The sequence below is a fragment of the Kineococcus sp. G2 genome (assembly GCF_037154035.1).
In the GTDB taxonomy this organism is placed as follows: domain Bacteria; phylum Actinomycetota; class Actinomycetes; order Actinomycetales; family Kineococcaceae; genus Kineococcus.
The window spans coordinates 1-14,343 of record NZ_JBBBEM010000036.1 but is presented as its reverse complement, the minus strand read 5'-3'; the positions used below and the strand labels follow the sequence as shown (position 1 = coordinate 14,343).

The following is a 14,343-nucleotide window of genomic DNA, read 5'->3' as shown; positions in this document are numbered from 1 at the left end:
CGAGGAGCACGCCGAGGTCCTCCGCTCGGCCGAGGAACTGCACGTGCAGCGGGTGCGCGTGCCCGGCGAGCGCGTGCGCATCCGCGAGCAGATCGTCTCCGTGCGCGTGCAGCCCACCGAAGCGGTGCGCGCCGGCGTCCGCCAGGTCGCGGGCGAGCAGGCCGTGCGGGCCGAGCTGCGCACCGAGCACGTCGAGATCGACACCGCTCACCCGCCTGAAACGCACACGCCCTTGACGACACCCCACGTCCCCCCAGGAGGAATCGCATGAGCACTCCCAGCAACGACCCCGGCACGAACAGGTCGAGCCAGATCGCGGGCGCCACCGCGGCGGAGGACGAGCACCGCACCACCACGGTGGAGGACCGCCTCTCCGTCCACCGCACCGCTCCCGCCTTCGCGGCGGACCACGACATCAACGTCAACGTCCCGGCCCAGCGCGGTGACCAGGTGCGCTGGGGCCCGGTGTGGGCGGGGGTCGTCGTGGCCCTTCCCACCTTCTTGCTCGGCACGATGATCTTCCTCGCCCTCGGCGTCCTCGACTCCGACGGGGTTTCGGGGACGACCGGAGGCGTCGTCACGGGGCTCATCGCCCTGGGCGCGTTGTTCCTCGGCGGCCTGACCGCCGCCGCGACCGCCATGTGGCGAGGGCTGAACTCGGGCCTGCTGCACGGGATCCTGGTGTGGGCCCTGAGCATCGTGGCCTTCCTGGCCCTGACCCTGCTCGGCGGTGGGGCGCTCCTGGGTTCCGCGGGCAACATCGCCTCCCAGCTGATCGACCCCGCGGCGGTTTCCAACGCGGTCTCCGGGATCGACGCCTCCGACGTGCCGGACGTCTCCGCGGCTGAGCAGGCCCAGGCCCGCGAGGCGGCGCAGTCCGCCGCCTCCTACGCGGTGCTGGGCCTGGGCCTGACGTTCATCGCCGCCGCAGCCGGTGGGTTGGTCGGGGCGAAGTTCTGGCCCCGCAAGAAGGACCTCAGGACCACCACCACCACCACCGCTCACTGATCTCCGCTCCCCGGGTCGCCACGTGTGCGACCGAGCGGACCTGGGGAGCACCGCTCGCGAGGGCCGGCAGCCACGACGCCGGCCCTCGCAGGTCGTTCCAGGCCGGTTCAGGTGGCAGGGAACGACTCGCCGCTGGTGGCAGTGCCGCGGCCGAGGTGTGCGCCACGCCCTCGGCAGCGCCCGGCCACCGGTGGAGCGCCAGGTGACCGGATCGGCCGGGCGCACCACCTCGCGGGTCCGGGTCAGGCGCCGACCACGGCGGACACGAGCCGCCTGCCTCGGCGGGGGAAGACCCTGCCGCTCGACCTCGCGGGAAGGTGCAGCAGACGCCCGGGGGCTCGACCACCGTGCGACGCGCCACCACCGCCTCACGACCGGGTACCCGTCGCCGCAGCACGGCCCGGGCTGCGGGAGTCAGCGCACCCACACCCACAGCAAGACGGCGACGATCAGCAGCGGTCCGAGGGTGCCGGCGACGATCGTCCAGGTGCGCTGCGGTCCTCGCCGGGGGTCGTGCTCGCGCTGGAAGGGGGCGAACCGGTTTCCGCTGGTGAAGGGCATCGGGTCAGGGCCTCGCTGCAGCTGCGCGTCGGGGTCATCGGGCTCGGCCGCCACGGTTCCTCCTCGCTCGGGTCGATCCAGCCTGGCACACGCTGCGAGCCGGGGATTGGGATCTGCTCGTGCGCTGCAGGTGGTGGCGGCGCCGCGAGCGTGTGCCGGCACCGCAACGGAAGACGGCCGTCTCCCCGCGAGAGCGCGAGGTCGGCGCCGTGACCGGTAACTCCTCGAGGCGGCGGTGCCGGGCCTGGCAGGAGAGCGCCCTGGAGCGAACACCAAGGGGTGGGGCAGTTCAGCGGCCGTGCGGAACGGAGCAGGTGAGCGCACTCCTGTCGTCTACTGCGGCTCGTGCTCTGCCTGGAGCAGCCGGGGTGTCTCAGCGTCCAGGGTGCTCACGGCGCGATCGAAGTCGTCGGCGACCCCTCCGGCGACCAGGTTCACCGCGGGGCCGTACCCGTCGGCGGCCGCCTGCCGCAGTCCGGCGGCGTGCTGCAGGGCGCGCTCACGCACGGCGTGGAGCACCTCCTGCGTGCTGCCCCGCCAGCCGTAGGCCTGCAGCAGCAGGCGCAGGCGGCGGGGCCGGTCGGTTTCGGCGGGGAAGCCGTCGCCACGGGCGACGTCGTGAGCGGTCATCGGTACCCACATCAGCGCCAGGAACGCCAGGTCACGCACCGGTGCGGCAGGTCCGGCCAGGTCCCAGTCGATGAAACCGACGAGCTGCCCGGCCCCGGGGTCGGAGGCGGTGGGGGCAGGGCGCCAGACGGCGTTGCGGGGAGCGGCGTCGTGGTGGCCGACGACCTCCCCAGCCCGCAGCTCGTCGTGGTCGCCGAACCAGTGCGCGTCCGCGGGTGGGGTGAAGGAGCGGAAGCCTGGTGGAAGTCGCGCACCCACCTCCCGGCAGCGACCAGGGCCGCCTCGCTGTGCGCCCACGCGGGCCAGGGGCGGCTGTCCCCGACGGTCTCACCCTCGAGGTGGGTGAGCACCTCGCGGCCCTGCTCGTCGAGGCCGAGCGCTTCGGGTGCTCGGGTGAAGCCGACAGCGTGCAGGTGGCGCAGCAGGGCACGCTACCTGCGGCGCAGGTCGGGCCTGCGCACCTCGCGCCACGTCACCGAGACCTCCGCGCTGCTGTCGCCGCGTCGGAAGCCGACCTCCTCCAGGGCGCCTCGCGCAACCGGGTCGTCCAGGGCGCTCGAGACGGACTCAGCACCGGCCTCGACGGCCTCGCGCACCGCGTGGTAGGCCAGCGCGGCGGCGACGGTGCCCGGGGTGCCGGGCACGACCTCGAGGGACTCCAGGCGGGCCGCTCCCGAGCTGCGGCCGCGGTCGTCGGTGGGTGGGCGGGCCACGACGGCGTGACCGACGTACGGCTCACCCCGTGCGTTGTTCACGTAGGCGTGCAGCCAGGTCAGCAGGCGATCGTCGGTCAGCAGGCGCCGGGCGGTGCTGACGTCGAGGCCGGCATCGGCCAGGTGCGCGCCGTCGCCACCGCCGGGACCGAGGTGGACGGGGCTGAGGTAGTACCCCTCGGGCGGGGCGGCTTCGGCTGCGCCTGTGCTGCTCAGGAAGGTGGCGTCACCGACCTGGGTGCGCCTGGCCCACTGCACCAGCCCGGTGTCGAGGTCCTCCCTCAGCGAGAGGACGACCTCCTCGGCCCAGCTCTGCAACGAGTGCACGGACGAGGCGGGGTGCACGCCCGGCGGGGGCGGCCCGGCCGGGCCGGGCACCAGGGGGACGGCGATGGCGTACAGGTGGGGGTCGTGGCGCCAGCGCAGGAGCACGACCACGTGCTCGTGCTCACGGGTGCTGTCCGGGTGCGGGGGCTCACCAGCCAGGGCGGGGCGGACGTCCAGGCCGGTGAAGCCCTCGGTGACCGCGCCGTCGAGCAGGAGCCGCTCGCGCAGAGCCTGGACGACGGCCTCGCGCGGCCAGGGGACGTTCGCCATCTGTGCAGCCTGGCACGACCGTGCGACAGCCCGGCCGCGCCCGGACGGCGGGATGACCGCGAGAACCTTCCTGGGCTCGCCTAGGGTGAATCAATGATCACCGGTCACCGTGATGACAGCAGTTCGGTGTCGCCCGCTCGCCCAGTCCATCGGATCGGCGTTCTGCAGGCCGTGGTCGCCGGTCTCGTCACGGGTCTGCTCATCTCGCTCTTCCGCGACCTGCTTCCTGAGTCGAGGCTGCTGTCGGTCGCCCTTGGGGTCGCCTGCGTGCTCGTTCTCTACCTGGTCGTGGGTGTTGCCCTGCGAACGGCACACCGACGCCGGTCAGGCGCCGGCGACTGAGTCTTCGAGCTGCGCGCCAACCTCGGGAAAGGGTGTGCCCGCGGGGCGGTGTCGGGGCGTTCGGTGGCGGCGCACCGTGCACTCACATCGCGGGATGACCGGATGTCCGTCGGGGACCGTCCTGACCGGCGGCCTCGTCCGTATCCGCACGGAGCGCTCCGCTCAGGAGGCGTGCCCAGTACCGTCGCGTCCGTGACGGATGAGGAGTTCGACGCTCTGTGGAACCGCGCGTGCGAGTGGGACGCTCCGGCCATCAAGACCCACCGCGGGGACGAGGCTCTGCACGTCGCGCTGACCTTCCACGGCAGCGTCATGAACGGCGGCCTGCTGAACGCGGTGGAGACCTACGCTGAAGACCCCGAGTACCCCCTGCCCCGGGTGCTGCAGGCCTACCGCTTCCTGGGCCTGGACGCCGTCGCCTCGATCATCGAGCGGGCACGCCAGGAGTACGAGGAGGTGGTGGGCGCTGATGGCCAGATGCACGAGGACGTTCCCGAGGAGCGCATCGACGCCTCCTATCCCCTGGACGACGACGCGCTCAGCGTCGCAGCCCGTGCCGCGGTGGAGGCATCTCCGAACAGTTTCGCTCCGCGCAGCTGAGAGCATCACCAGCCCCGGTCCGTGCTCGGAGCGCCATCCGCACTTCGGCAACTCCGTGAAGTCGCCGACTGGTCCTGACCGCGCGCTGTCCGCGGGATGACCGCGCGTCGACACTTGACTAGTCCCTGCAGGCCCATGGGCGGGCTGTAGGTGGTTCAAGGCAGGCTGCTGCTGGTTTCGATGCAACACATATCCACTTGCCGGAGTCGCCCACTCGTGGGGACGCTCTAGGCATGACAGCAGAGAACGGTACTCAGCAGGTCTTCCGTGTGACGCGCTCTTGGTACGTGCAGGCGCCAGATGGGGAGACGGCTAGCCAGCTCATCGACTCAGGCCGCCAGCACTACGTCGAGCAGGGGGAGCCGCTGAGCGGAGACGCTGCGCAGGAGGGTCTGGCGTGGCTGGAAGCTGAGAAGTCCCCCCTTGCGGGACAGCAGGGGTAGGCACTGTTGACCGCCCTGCTGGGTCTGTCCCCGCTTTCGGGGATCGGCGAGTGAGGACGTCACTGGCAGCCATGATCGCGCACTGAGCGCGGGATGACCGGTAGATGCTGCGGGAGTCACTGCTCCACCCGATAGGCAAGGGTCAGCTCGTCGCCGGCCTGCCCGCGGATGCCCCAATCGTGACGCGGCGTCTCCACGATGGTGATCTCCAAGTCGATCGCTTCGATGCCCAGGTGCTCGGCGAAGTCCCGGTACAGGCGTTGAAAGAACGCCTTCTTCGTCGCCACGGTGCGCCCGGCGAACATGAACACCTCGATGATCGTGTACCTCTCGCTGCGCCCTTCGGGGGTGGGGAAGTCCTCGGCGGCCATGGGGAGGAAGCGGTGGAAGCGCTTGGTGGCGGGTAGGCCGAGGACGTCGACAGCGGCGGCGTGGACGGTGTCGGACAGGGGTGTGCGCAGTGGGCGCAGGATGTTGTCTCGGCCGTAGATCTTGAACTGGGCCATGGTGTGAGGTCTCCTCGGGTCGGCCTTGGCGGGCCGGCGGGAGGAATGCCCGCACACCCGCTGAGGCGGGATGCGCGTCGGTGAAGACGTGCCCGGCCTAGGAGCCGGCCCACCACTGCTGGCGGGTGCACATCGGGACGATCATGGCGGTCACCGTAGCGGGCGGGGTTGCCTGCGTCACGCGACCTGCGGGATGGCCGTGAACTCGACTCCGGATGCTCAGTGTCGTTGGACGGTGCAGGTGCCGGTGGCGTTCTCAGGTAGCCGGGGTGGTCGTGGGCGCCGGTGGTGCCCAGCGGCGCAAGGCGGGAGTCGTTGCCGCGATCGCCGCGACGGCGAGGACGCACGCCAGGCCCCCGCTCAGCGAGGACACCGCGGTCGAGGTCACGCTCGCGACGGCACCGGCTCGTGCATTGCCCAGACCAGGACCGGCGACTCCGGCGATGTTCTCCGCGGCGCTGACCCGCCCCAGGAACGCGTCAGGGGTCGACAGCTGCACGATGGTGCCGCGGGAGATCACCGCGACGGTGTCCGCTGCGCCGGCGATGGCCAAGCAGACCAGCGTCGTGGGCAGGGAGTCCACAAGGGCGAAGGCGGTCAGGGCTGCGCCCCAGGTCGCGGCGGCGATCAGCATCACGCACCCGGTACGCCGGGCTCGGCTCAACGCGCCAGAGGCGAACCCCGCGATCAGGCCGCCAGCGGCGATGGCGGAGAGGAACAGGCCCAGCGTGGTCTCCTCGCCGTCGAAGCGTTGCGCGTTGATGGCGGGGAACAGCGCGATCGGCATGGCCAGCACGGTGGCGGCGAGGTCGGTGGCCAGGCAGGCACGCAGGACAGGACGGTGCAGCAGGTACCTCCACCCCTGCCAGGTGGCGCGCACCGCAGCCAGTCCACCTCTCGCCGCCCGAGCGGTACCGGTTGCGGTGTCGGTGTCGGTGTCGGTGTCTCTGTCTGTGAGGGGTTGTGGGCGCATGGCGGGCAGGCGCAGCACCCCGTACAGCGACACGGTGATGCCCACGGCGTCGGCGAGGTAGGCGGCCCGTGGTCCACCGGCGGTGAGGACGAGACCGGCGACGGCGGGGCCGGTGAGCATGGCGATCTGAAAACCGACGTGGTTCAGCGCTACCCCCGCCGGCACCAGGTCCGACGGCAGCAGCCGGGAGATGAACGTGCGCCGCGCTGCTGCGCCCACAGCGGTCGCGGAGGTCTGAGCGGCGACCAGGACCAGCACCAGCAGCACCGAGGCGGCTTCGGCCACCGCCTGCAGCGCCAAGCCGAGGGCAGCCAGCACCGAGACGGTCGTGGTCACCACGACCAGACGGCGACGGTCGACCGCGTCGGCCAAGGTGCCACCGACGATGCCGCCCACGATGGTCGGCACGGCGGTGGCGATGCCGATCGCGCCCGTCCACACCGTGCTCCCGGTGAGGTTCCACACCTGGTACAGCACGGCGACGACGGCGACTTGGCCACCGAACGCTGCCGCGGTGGTGCCGATCCACAACCGCCGGAAAGCCGGCGAGGACCGCAGGGGGCGGGTGTCGACGAGGCGGTCCAGCGACCTCACCGCTGGCCGCTGTCCTGGCTGTCAGCGGCCAGGAGGGCGTCGATGTGGGCGTTGACGCGTTCGGCGAAGGACCGCTCGCGCAGGGCCGCGCTCAGGTCTTCGACGACCTGCTGCAGTCCGTAGGGGACTTCGGCGTCCAGTTCCGCCCAGGCGGCTTCGGTGGCGCGCCACTCCGCTTCCAGGATCGGCACGAGGGCAGTGCCTGCGTCGGTCAGCGTCACCGTGCGGGTGCGGGCGTCCTCACCGGCGGCGCTGTCGATGAGGCCCGCATGGCGCATGGCGGTCACCGTCTGGCTCATGGCCGAGTGCGTCACCCCGACCTGCTGGGCGAGGTCCTTGATGGTCAGCGGGCCGCGGTGGTGCAGGCGGATGAGGGCCTTGCTGAACCGGGGCCGCACCCCGCGGACGCCGCGTTGGGCGTAGACCTCGGTGATCTGCTCGTCCATCCCGGCCAGCAACTGCTGGAGGGGAAGCAGGTGGTTGAGCCCAGTGGGGTCGCCGTCGCGGACCTCGTCCGATGTCACAGGGCTAATGTAACAGTCCTAATGTGAGCGTGCTCCTGCCATGGTCATCGGCAGGACCGCGACGTGGTCAGACCAGTCGGGCCCGCCCGTATCGCGGGATGACCGCGCGGTCGCATGTAGCGCAGCCCGGCTGCAACGATCACGCGATGACCGACATCACAGGCATCGTCAATCTGGTCCTGTTCGTGTGCCTGGTCGTCTACCTGACGCGGCTGCGGGCGACCTTGACGCGCTCAGCCGAGGCGCAGGAGCGCATCGCGCGGGCCTTGGAGCGGCAGGTGGCCGAAAAGGGTGGAGCCGGTGCCAAGCTGCTCGACGACGCGGGTGCCGACCACTGAGCGCGGGATGACCGCGCGGTCGTCCGGTCGCGCGGAGCGCCTTGCGTGAACGTGCCGCTGAGCGGACGCGCTCTTCCGGGGCTTGAGCGAGCTCAGGCGCGGACGTGGTGCTGGTGCTCGTCCTGGTGGCGCTGGTCCTGGGACCACAGCCAGACCTGTCGGTAGGCGCGCACCACGCTCCAGAGAGCCACCAGGGCGAAGGGGATCACGAACCAGGCCGGCATCTGGCTGAAGTAGAGGAGCAGCAGCACCGGCAGCCACACCAGGGCCATGAGGCAGTCGGCGAGGACCCAGGCCCCGTGTCGGGGCGCTGGGCGTGGCCGCTGGTGGTGCCGTTCAGCCGGGGTGGCTGGTGAGAGCTGGTCACGCGCCATGGGACCAAGGGTGGTGCTCGGTGTGCGCAGGTGCGAGCCGGTGCGCGGCCTCCCGCGCGCCCCGCGTGGCACGACGGTGAAGTCGCCGGGCGCTCGTGATGGCGCCCGGGCCGCGGCATGTGCGTGCAGTTGAGGCGGCTGCCAGACCGGGTGAGTCCCCTGGAGTGGTGTAACGCGGCCCCAGCCTGACCGGGCCCGGCGTGTCCGGGAGGCAGGTGAGGGCCACCGCGTGAAGTTCTGCGAGAACCCGCCAAGGAACTCGTAGAAGAAGGATCACCGCGATGGCCCTCGAGGACCAGTCTGCCCTGTCCACCCTGCTTGACGCACTCACCGCCGCCGAGGACGGCCAGCTGATGCGCCGGCTCCTGCAAGGAGCCCTGCAGGCGCTGATCGACGTCGAAGCCGAGCAGCACATCGGCGCCAGACCCCACGAGCGCACCGCGGCCCGCACCACCCACCGCAACGGCACCCGCGACCGTCTGGTCGCCACCACCGCCGGCGACCTCAACATCAAGATCCCCAAGACCAGGACGGGTTCGTTCTTCCCGACACTGCTGGCCCCGCGTCGGCGCATCGACCGGGCGCTGCACGCGGTGGTGATGGAGGCCTATGTCCACGGTGTCTCGACCAGGAAGGTCGACGACCTCGTCGAGGCCCTGGGGGTGGAGTCCGGGATCTCCAAGAGCGAGGTGTCCCGGATCTGCGCCGACCTGGACGCCGAGGTCGAGGCGTTCCGCACCCGCCCGCTGGACGCGCAGGCCACCCCCTACGTGTTCTTGGATGCGACCTACTGCAAGGCCCGCATCCGCGGCCGGGTCGTGTCCCAGGCTGTCGTGATCGCCACCGTCCCCCGCTGCGCGGGAGGTGCCCCCAGTCAGCGCTGATGGGCATCGGGAGGTGCTGGGCTGCGACGTCGGGGACGCCGAGACGCTGGACTTCTGGAAAGCCTTCCTGGGCTCGCTGCGCGACCGGGGCCTGCACGGAGTGCAGCTGCTGATCTCCGATCAGCACCGCGGGCTCGTCAGCGCGATCGAGCAGACCGTGGCCGGCGCGGCCTGGCAGCACTGCCGGGTCCACTTCATGCGCAACGTGCTGGCCAAGGTCGCCAAGGGGCAGTCCGACGCGGTCGCGGCGATGGTCCGCACCATCTTCGTCCATCTCTCGGCCGGGGCGGTCACCGAGCAGGTCCGGGTCGTGGCCGACAGCCTGCGCGCGAAGTTCCCGGCCGTCGCAGACATGCTCGATGAGGCGGGGTCGGACGTGACGGCGTTCGCGACCTTCCCCGAGGCGCACTGGCGCAAGATCTGGTCGACGAACCCGTTGGAGCGGCTGAACCGGGAGGTCAAGCGCCGCACCGTCCCCCGCGAGCGGGAGGTGCCCCCAGTCGTCGGCATCTTCCCCAACGCCCAGGCCCTGCTGCGGCTGGCCGGCTGCATCCTGATCGAGGCGCACGATGAGTAGCAGTCAGGGGAACGGCGCTACCTGTCGGAGTCCTCGATGGCGCTGCTGACCCCGCCGGAACCGACCGCTCTGCAGACGCCCGCGCTCGACACGACCGCCACGCTCACGGCGTAGTCCGAATCAGCAGCGCTTCACGCGCGAGGAGTTACACCACTCCCGGGGGCGTCACCCTCGACCAGTCCGTGATCGCGCGCCCAGTGCGGCAGCTGCGGACGGCCTGGCCAGCGGGATGAGCGGGCGTCTGGGTAGTGCAGTCGCGTCACTGACCGGTGCGGCTGGTGTGGTCGTTACGGTGGCGCGGTGTCGTACGACGTGGCGGTGTGGGAGGGCCCGTACCCGGAAAGCGATCAGGCTGCCGGGGCGGAGTTCACCGCCCGCGTCGAGGCGCTGGACGCCGCTGAACAGGCCGGTCAGCCTCGGCCGCGCCCCAGCGCGGCTCTTCGCGCGTTCTTGAGCGACGTGCGCGCTCACCTGCCCGCCGGGGCGCGTGACGTGGACGGCGTCTGGGCGGTCGAAGGTCCGCTGAGCGAGGACGCGGCCGGTTCCTTCTTCCATACGGCGATGACCGCGCACGGCGCCGAGGTGGCGTTGACGACGATCGCGGGGTTGGCCGGGGCGCACGGCCTGGTGTGCTTCGACCCGCAGGCTCAGACGCTGGTGCGAGCCCCGGCCCCACCGGCGCCGGTCCGGCGCCCGCCGCGCCCGGGGGTGGGTACGTTCCTGCGCATGCTGCACCAGCACCTGGGTGGGCACGGCTTCACCCGCGGCAAGCGCGGTCTGCACCTGCAGGTGGACCAGCACGTGCGCATCAGCGTGCTGGCGTGGGTCAGCACCCAGGAGGGGCACCGGGAGGTCGGTGCCGTCGTGGCGGCGTACCGGCTCTCGGACTGGCACGCGTGGTTGCGCGAGGACGCGCAGCTGGCCGGAACGCCGGTGGACCTCGAGGAGGAGGTGTACGGCGGTGGGGAGCTGGACGACTTCGGTCTGCGGGTGCAGGCCGGGGAGCTGCTGGCGCGTCCGCACCAGCACGGCTGGCTGGTGCCGGACCGGGCTGCGGTGCAGGCGGCGGCTGAGCACGTCGGGCAGCTGGTGGTGCAGCGCTACCTGCCGCACGTGCCGGTGCTGGCGCAGGCGCTGCCCAGCAAGGGTGAGGTGGACGAGCGGGTGCTGCTGCAGGTGCCCTTCGAGCAGTGGCTCTCACGGGATGAGCGGTGCCCGTGGGCGCCGTGCGCGGAAGAGCTGCGGCGCGTGTCGGCCGGTGGGTTGTGGCCTGATGACGACGGCACGGGAGCGGGTGGCTTGTCCGCGCTGTTGCAGCGCGACGCGCGCCGGCACTGAGCAGGATCTGCACGGGGCGCCACGCCCGGATGCGCTGGAGCGCCGAGACGACGCGGTCGGATCTGAACAACCACGGGTCCGGTGACGCACTCCGCAGGCGTCATGAGCGGTCGACGTCGGCCCTGACTCGCCCAGCGCGGACCTTCAACCGTCGGTGCGCCGCCGAGGTGCCCACCACCGACGCCGGGCGGGCAGGTCCAGCAGGCGCAGGCGGTGCGCACCGACGAGCGCGGTCAGGCGCGCGTGCTGCTCGTCGTCCAAGCGCAGCACGAGCGTGCCCTCGTCGGACAGGGAGGCGATCTCGCTGCCGTGCGCGTCGCGGACCTCGGCGTCGTAGGCGTGTGGGGCCACCAGCACGAAGGCGTCCCACAGGTGCGGGTGGGTGCGCACGTCGGCGGCGGCGTGGCAGTAGGAGTCCTGGTCGGCGTCGGGGTCGCTGTGCCGGCGCAGCAGCTCAGCGGCGGCTTCGACGTCGGCCGGCCAGGTGCCGGGCTCGTGCACGGGCAGGTCGGTCTCCACCGTGGCCGCGAGCGGTGCCAGGTGGGCCAGGACTGCTCGGTCCAGCACCTGGGCGTCCTGCCGCGACAGGTCGCCGTGCTCGATGGCGTAGGTACCGGCACCACTCATCTGGTCAGCGTTTCAGAGCCCCGCCCGCATCGGTCGCTCTTCGGCATGTACGGGCACCCCGGCCGTCCATGATCGTGCGTGGCCAGCGGGATGACCGCGCGTCGCCCCAAGGCTCGGGTCGGCGCGGAGGACACGCGCTCTGACCGTGCGAGGGCACCCCCACGGGCGCTGCAGGTCGGTCTCCGCCGCCGCTGTCAGGCGGTGGCTGTGCCTGAGCGTGCTCACCGCTTCGGGGGCCGCGCATCGACCGTGCGTCCGGAGGTCTCGGCCTGCTCGGTCCTGAGGTCACCGGCGCCGCGTTGCGTGGACTCGTCGCGTCGGTACTTGATCGCCGCCCGCAGCAGGTGGCCGGCAGCGAAGACCGCGATGAGCGCCCACAGGCGGTCCCACGGGAAGGTGCGGTGCACCGTCTCGGCGATCAGCACGAGGACGAGGGAGAAGGCCAGTCCCCTCGCCAGGTCCTTGCCCGCTTCGCGCGCTGTCGGCTGCTGCATGCTGCTCCACGTTTGCTCAGGTCGTGTCGTTCCGCAAGCAGGTGCGTGGTGCGGCGGCGAGGTGAGGATCTCCCGCACTGCGCGGTGCTTCGTGCCTCACCCCAGCCTGGCGGGGAGGGGCCGGCCCGGCCGCGCCCTCGGCGCGGGATGACCGTGAACTCCCGTCAGTCGTCGAAGACGGACCAGCAGATCGCGTTGCGCCTGACCTGGTCCTCGAGCACCAGCGCCCTGATCCGCCCTGGAAGCCGCTCGCGCTGCCAGTCCCGCTCCAACCGCCCGGCGGTGGGACCGACCGTGCCCGCTGCCCGAACCGCCTTGATCGCGTAGGCGGCGGCGCCGAGGTCGTGCTCGGGCACGTGAGGAACGCACGCGGCCTGGCCGGCGGCGTGGGCGGCGTACCGAGCAGCTCCCCGCAGCGGGCGGGCCGCCCCCATCGCGTGTCCGCCGCGGGCGCGGGCGTCCATCATCCTGAGGCTGCCGTCGGCCCAGGCGCGTGCTGCCGCGATGGCCTCGCGCGGGCGGGTGTCTGAGGGCTGTTCATCCTCGAAGAGGTGCAGGACGTGTTCGGCGCACTCAGCGGCCCACAGCGCGAGGAGCCGGTGGTCCTGGTCGCCGAGTTCCCCGCCGCGGCGGACCGTGATCAGCCGCGGGTCGCGGACCTTCGGAAGGATCACACGACCAGCGTGCCAGCCGCGCGGGGAACGCGGTGAGGATCTCCCGTTGCCGCCAGCGGTCATCGGCGGATGCGGACGTCCTGGCCGGCAGGTTCGATGGCCGTGGCTGCGAGCAGGAGGTCCACCGGCCCGGGCGCCTGGTGCCAGCCTCGATGGGTGAGGTGTTCCTGCAGGTCTTGTGCGCGGGCGCTGATCTGGGCGATGACCGTCGATGACGGTCATCGCCTCGGTGACGTCGGCGATGACCTCTCGGTGGTCCTGAGAGGAGCGGGCGGAGAACCCGGTCTCCAGCACGCTGGGTCGGGCGATGTCCAGCAGGTCCTCGCGCAGGAGGTCGTTCAGCCGGGCGGCCGCGACCGGCTGGTGCCAGCGGGCGTGAGCGGACTTGTCGAGCAGGAAGCTCACGCAGCGCCTTGTGCTCGGTCGTCGGTGTCCGGTGCCTCGACGTCCTCACCGGTGGGTTTCGGGTGCTCTTGGAGGAGGGGGGCGAAGCAACCGCTCTCGGCGCGGGTGATGAGGCGTTCGGCGGCGGCGCTCGTGGCGCAGGGTCGTGCGCAGGGCGGTGTCGACGGTGTCGCGCTTGGTGGTCGTTCCGGTGATGGCGGCCACCTGGGCGAGCAGGTCGTCGTCGATGTCGATGTGGGTCTTGCTCACGGCGGGCCTCCTCGATGCGTGCACGCCGAAGGTGGCTGATGTGCACGGGGCAGGCCGCGATCGCAGCGCTGGCCATGGGCCGAGGGTGGCGGGAACCACCGGGACCTCCTCGGTGAACGTCCCGGCCAGCATCATGCGCGGATGGGTCAGGGCAGGACCTGCACCTCGCAGGTGACCCCCGGAGCGCGGGACAGGCGCGCGTCGGCGGTGATCAGGACGACGTTCAGGGCCTCGGCCAGCGCGACGTACGCGGCGTCGTAGCTGGTGACGGTGTGGCGCAGTTCCCAGCAGCGGGGAAGCAGGGCTCGGTGGGCGGCTCGCCGCAGCGGGAGGTCGGTGAGGTCGCGCAGCGCAAGGTCGGCGCGGCGATCGGGGAGGCGCCCGGCGGCGGCGGCGCGGCGCAGGACGGAGGCCACTTCGAGGTCGATCACCTCGGGAGCGGTCAGGACCTCTCCGCGCAGACGGCCCCGGGCCCGGTCCCCGTCCGGCCCGTCGTCGGCCAAGGCCGGGGCCAGGACGCTGGCGTCGACGACGATCACGAACGACGGTCGCGGTCGTCGTGCACCACCTCCACGGCGTCGCGGAAGGACACGCTGCCGCCGGCTCGCCCACCGGCACGCTCCAGAACCTCGTCGAGGGAGGGGGTGCTGGCCTCTTCGACCAGTCTGGCGAGCAGGTACTCCTGCAGGGACTGGTGGGCCAGGGCGGCGCGCCGGCGCAGGACGGCGTGCGTCTCGGCGGGGACGTCCTTGATCTGCACGCTGGGCACGGCGCCATTCTGGCGCCACTGGCTCCGTTCTGCAATCACTCGGCCATCGGCGGATCCGGGCGGTCGGCGACACGCGCGGCAGCAGCGGGTGCTGGCGGTGGCAAAGGGGGTGCTGCCTGAGCG

19 protein-coding genes and 1 pseudogene are annotated in these 14,343 nt (G+C 72.0%); 7 read left to right on the top strand and 13 right to left on the bottom strand.

The window, feature by feature from the left end:
• A partial coding sequence (locus V9U69_RS07310; RefSeq protein WP_337060832.1) for a hypothetical protein occupies positions 1 to 271 on the top strand: 271 nt, incomplete at its 5' end.
• Complete coding sequence (locus V9U69_RS07305; RefSeq protein ID WP_337060831.1) at positions 268 to 1,008, top strand: hypothetical protein; 741 nt, start codon at positions 268 to 270, stop codon at positions 1,006 to 1,008. The genes V9U69_RS07310 and V9U69_RS07305, both read left to right, overlap by 4 nt.
• Positions 1,009 to 1,422: 414 nt before the next feature.
• Here the strand turns inward: V9U69_RS07305 and V9U69_RS07300 are convergent, their stop codons facing one another.
• The 3 genes from V9U69_RS07300 to V9U69_RS07290 form a co-directional block, all read right to left on the bottom strand.
• On the bottom strand, positions 1,423 to 1,623 hold the full coding sequence (locus V9U69_RS07300; RefSeq protein ID WP_337060830.1) for a hypothetical protein: 201 nt from the start codon (positions 1,621 to 1,623) through the stop codon (positions 1,423 to 1,425).
• 279 nt (positions 1,624 to 1,902) lie between these two features.
• Positions 1,903 to 2,457, bottom strand: coding sequence for a phosphotransferase (locus tag V9U69_RS07295; protein WP_337060828.1), 555 nt, complete (start codon positions 2,455 to 2,457; stop codon positions 1,903 to 1,905).
• Positions 2,458 to 2,630: 173 nt separating this feature from the next.
• Positions 2,631 to 3,509 (bottom strand): hypothetical protein, encoded by an 879-nt coding sequence (locus V9U69_RS07290; RefSeq protein ID WP_337060827.1) that lies wholly within the window; start codon positions 3,507 to 3,509, stop codon positions 2,631 to 2,633.
• 93 nt (positions 3,510 to 3,602) lie between these two features.
• Between V9U69_RS07290 and V9U69_RS07285 the strand changes: the two genes are divergently transcribed.
• Both V9U69_RS07285 and V9U69_RS07280 read left to right on the top strand, forming a co-directional pair.
• Positions 3,603 to 3,851 carry a hypothetical protein gene (locus tag V9U69_RS07285; RefSeq protein WP_337060825.1) on the top strand — a complete coding sequence of 83 codons (249 nt, stop codon included), beginning with the start codon at positions 3,603 to 3,605 and terminating at the stop codon, positions 3,849 to 3,851.
• A gap of 192 nt (positions 3,852 to 4,043) precedes the next feature.
• Positions 4,044 to 4,451 (top strand): DMP19 family protein, encoded by a 408-nt coding sequence (locus V9U69_RS07280; protein ID WP_337060823.1) that lies wholly within the window; start codon positions 4,044 to 4,046, stop codon positions 4,449 to 4,451.
• 559 nt (positions 4,452 to 5,010) lie between these two features.
• On the opposite strand, the gene V9U69_RS07275 is transcribed toward V9U69_RS07280, so the two are convergent.
• The 3 genes from V9U69_RS07275 to V9U69_RS07265 all read right to left on the bottom strand — a co-directional run bounded on the left by V9U69_RS07275 (position 5,011) and on the right by V9U69_RS07265 (position 7,491).
• A complete protein-coding gene (locus tag V9U69_RS07275; protein ID WP_337060821.1) occupies positions 5,011 to 5,400 on the bottom strand; it encodes a tautomerase family protein in 390 nt (129 codons plus the stop codon).
• A gap of 256 nt (positions 5,401 to 5,656) precedes the next feature.
• On the bottom strand, positions 5,657 to 6,967 hold the full coding sequence (locus V9U69_RS07270; RefSeq protein WP_337060819.1) for an MFS transporter: 1,311 nt from the start codon (positions 6,965 to 6,967) through the stop codon (positions 5,657 to 5,659).
• On the bottom strand, positions 6,964 to 7,491 hold the full coding sequence (locus V9U69_RS07265) for a MarR family winged helix-turn-helix transcriptional regulator (protein WP_337060817.1): 528 nt from the start codon (positions 7,489 to 7,491) through the stop codon (positions 6,964 to 6,966). Before V9U69_RS07265 ends, V9U69_RS07270 begins: the two co-directional genes overlap by 4 nt.
• Before the next feature lie 146 nt (positions 7,492 to 7,637).
• Between V9U69_RS07265 and V9U69_RS07260 the strand changes: the two genes are divergently transcribed.
• Complete coding sequence (locus tag V9U69_RS07260; protein WP_337060815.1) at positions 7,638 to 7,829, top strand: hypothetical protein; 192 nt, start codon at positions 7,638 to 7,640, stop codon at positions 7,827 to 7,829.
• 92 nt (positions 7,830 to 7,921) lie between these two features.
• Here V9U69_RS07260 and V9U69_RS07255 read toward each other — a convergent pair whose 3' ends face one another.
• Positions 7,922 to 8,101, bottom strand: a complete 180-nt coding sequence (locus V9U69_RS07255; RefSeq protein ID WP_337060813.1) for a hypothetical protein — start codon at positions 8,099 to 8,101, stop codon at positions 7,922 to 7,924.
• A gap of 383 nt (positions 8,102 to 8,484) precedes the next feature.
• Here V9U69_RS07255 and V9U69_RS07250 point away from each other — a divergent pair.
• Both V9U69_RS07250 and V9U69_RS07245 read left to right on the top strand, forming a co-directional pair.
• Positions 8,485 to 9,778 (top strand): annotated as a pseudogene (locus V9U69_RS07250) (IS256 family transposase).
• A 186-nt stretch (positions 9,779 to 9,964) separates the two neighbouring features.
• A complete protein-coding gene (locus V9U69_RS07245; RefSeq protein ID WP_337060812.1) occupies positions 9,965 to 11,002 on the top strand; it encodes a hypothetical protein in 1,038 nt (345 codons plus the stop codon).
• Positions 11,003 to 11,146: 144 nt separating this feature from the next.
• Here the strand turns inward: V9U69_RS07245 and V9U69_RS07240 are convergent, their stop codons facing one another.
• The 6 genes from V9U69_RS07240 to V9U69_RS07215 form a co-directional block, all read right to left on the bottom strand.
• Positions 11,147 to 11,629 (bottom strand): hypothetical protein, encoded by a 483-nt coding sequence (locus V9U69_RS07240; protein ID WP_337060810.1) that lies wholly within the window; start codon positions 11,627 to 11,629, stop codon positions 11,147 to 11,149.
• A gap of 221 nt (positions 11,630 to 11,850) precedes the next feature.
• Positions 11,851 to 12,123: a hypothetical protein gene (locus V9U69_RS07235; RefSeq protein ID WP_337060808.1), complete on the bottom strand. Its 273-nt coding sequence runs from the start codon at positions 12,121 to 12,123 to the stop codon at positions 11,851 to 11,853.
• 164 nt (positions 12,124 to 12,287) lie between these two features.
• Complete coding sequence (locus V9U69_RS19300; RefSeq protein WP_442907655.1) at positions 12,288 to 12,797, bottom strand: putative immunity protein; 510 nt, start codon at positions 12,795 to 12,797, stop codon at positions 12,288 to 12,290.
• Positions 12,798 to 13,247: 450 nt separating this feature from the next.
• Positions 13,248 to 13,451, bottom strand: coding sequence for a type II toxin-antitoxin system VapB family antitoxin (locus tag V9U69_RS07225; protein WP_337060804.1), 204 nt, complete (start codon positions 13,449 to 13,451; stop codon positions 13,248 to 13,250).
• A 146-nt stretch (positions 13,452 to 13,597) separates the two neighbouring features.
• Positions 13,598 to 13,990, bottom strand: a complete 393-nt coding sequence (locus tag V9U69_RS07220; RefSeq protein ID WP_337060803.1) for a type II toxin-antitoxin system VapC family toxin — start codon at positions 13,988 to 13,990, stop codon at positions 13,598 to 13,600.
• The gene (locus V9U69_RS07215) at positions 13,987 to 14,220 is read right to left on the bottom strand and encodes a FitA-like ribbon-helix-helix domain-containing protein (RefSeq protein ID WP_337060801.1); all 234 of its coding nucleotides are present in this window, start codon (positions 14,218 to 14,220) and stop codon (positions 13,987 to 13,989) included. The genes V9U69_RS07220 and V9U69_RS07215 overlap by 4 nt, the downstream gene beginning before the upstream one ends.
• Between the last annotated feature and the right edge of the window lie 123 nt (positions 14,221 to 14,343).

What these genes read in the sequence shown, in the direction of transcription:
- V9U69_RS07305 (WP_337060831.1), top strand. Translation starts at nt 268, where the DNA reads ATGAGCACTCCCAGCAACGACCCCGGCACGAACAGGTCGAGCCAGATC.
- V9U69_RS07290 (WP_337060827.1), bottom strand. Translation starts at nt 3,509, where the DNA reads ATGGCGAACGTCCCCTGGCCGCGCGAGGCCGTCGTCCAGGCTCTGCGC.
- V9U69_RS07285 (WP_337060825.1), top strand. Translation starts at nt 3,603, where the DNA reads ATGATCACCGGTCACCGTGATGACAGCAGTTCGGTGTCGCCCGCTCGC.
- V9U69_RS07275 (WP_337060821.1), bottom strand. Translation starts at nt 5,400, where the DNA reads ATGGCCCAGTTCAAGATCTACGGCCGAGACAACATCCTGCGCCCACTG.
- V9U69_RS07260 (WP_337060815.1), top strand. Translation starts at nt 7,638, where the DNA reads ATGACCGACATCACAGGCATCGTCAATCTGGTCCTGTTCGTGTGCCTG.
- V9U69_RS07255 (WP_337060813.1), bottom strand. Translation starts at nt 8,101, where the DNA reads ATGGCCCTGGTGTGGCTGCCGGTGCTGCTGCTCCTCTACTTCAGCCAG.
- V9U69_RS07240 (WP_337060810.1), bottom strand. Translation starts at nt 11,629, where the DNA reads ATGAGTGGTGCCGGTACCTACGCCATCGAGCACGGCGACCTGTCGCGG.
- V9U69_RS07235 (WP_337060808.1), bottom strand. Translation starts at nt 12,123, where the DNA reads ATGCAGCAGCCGACAGCGCGCGAAGCGGGCAAGGACCTGGCGAGGGGA.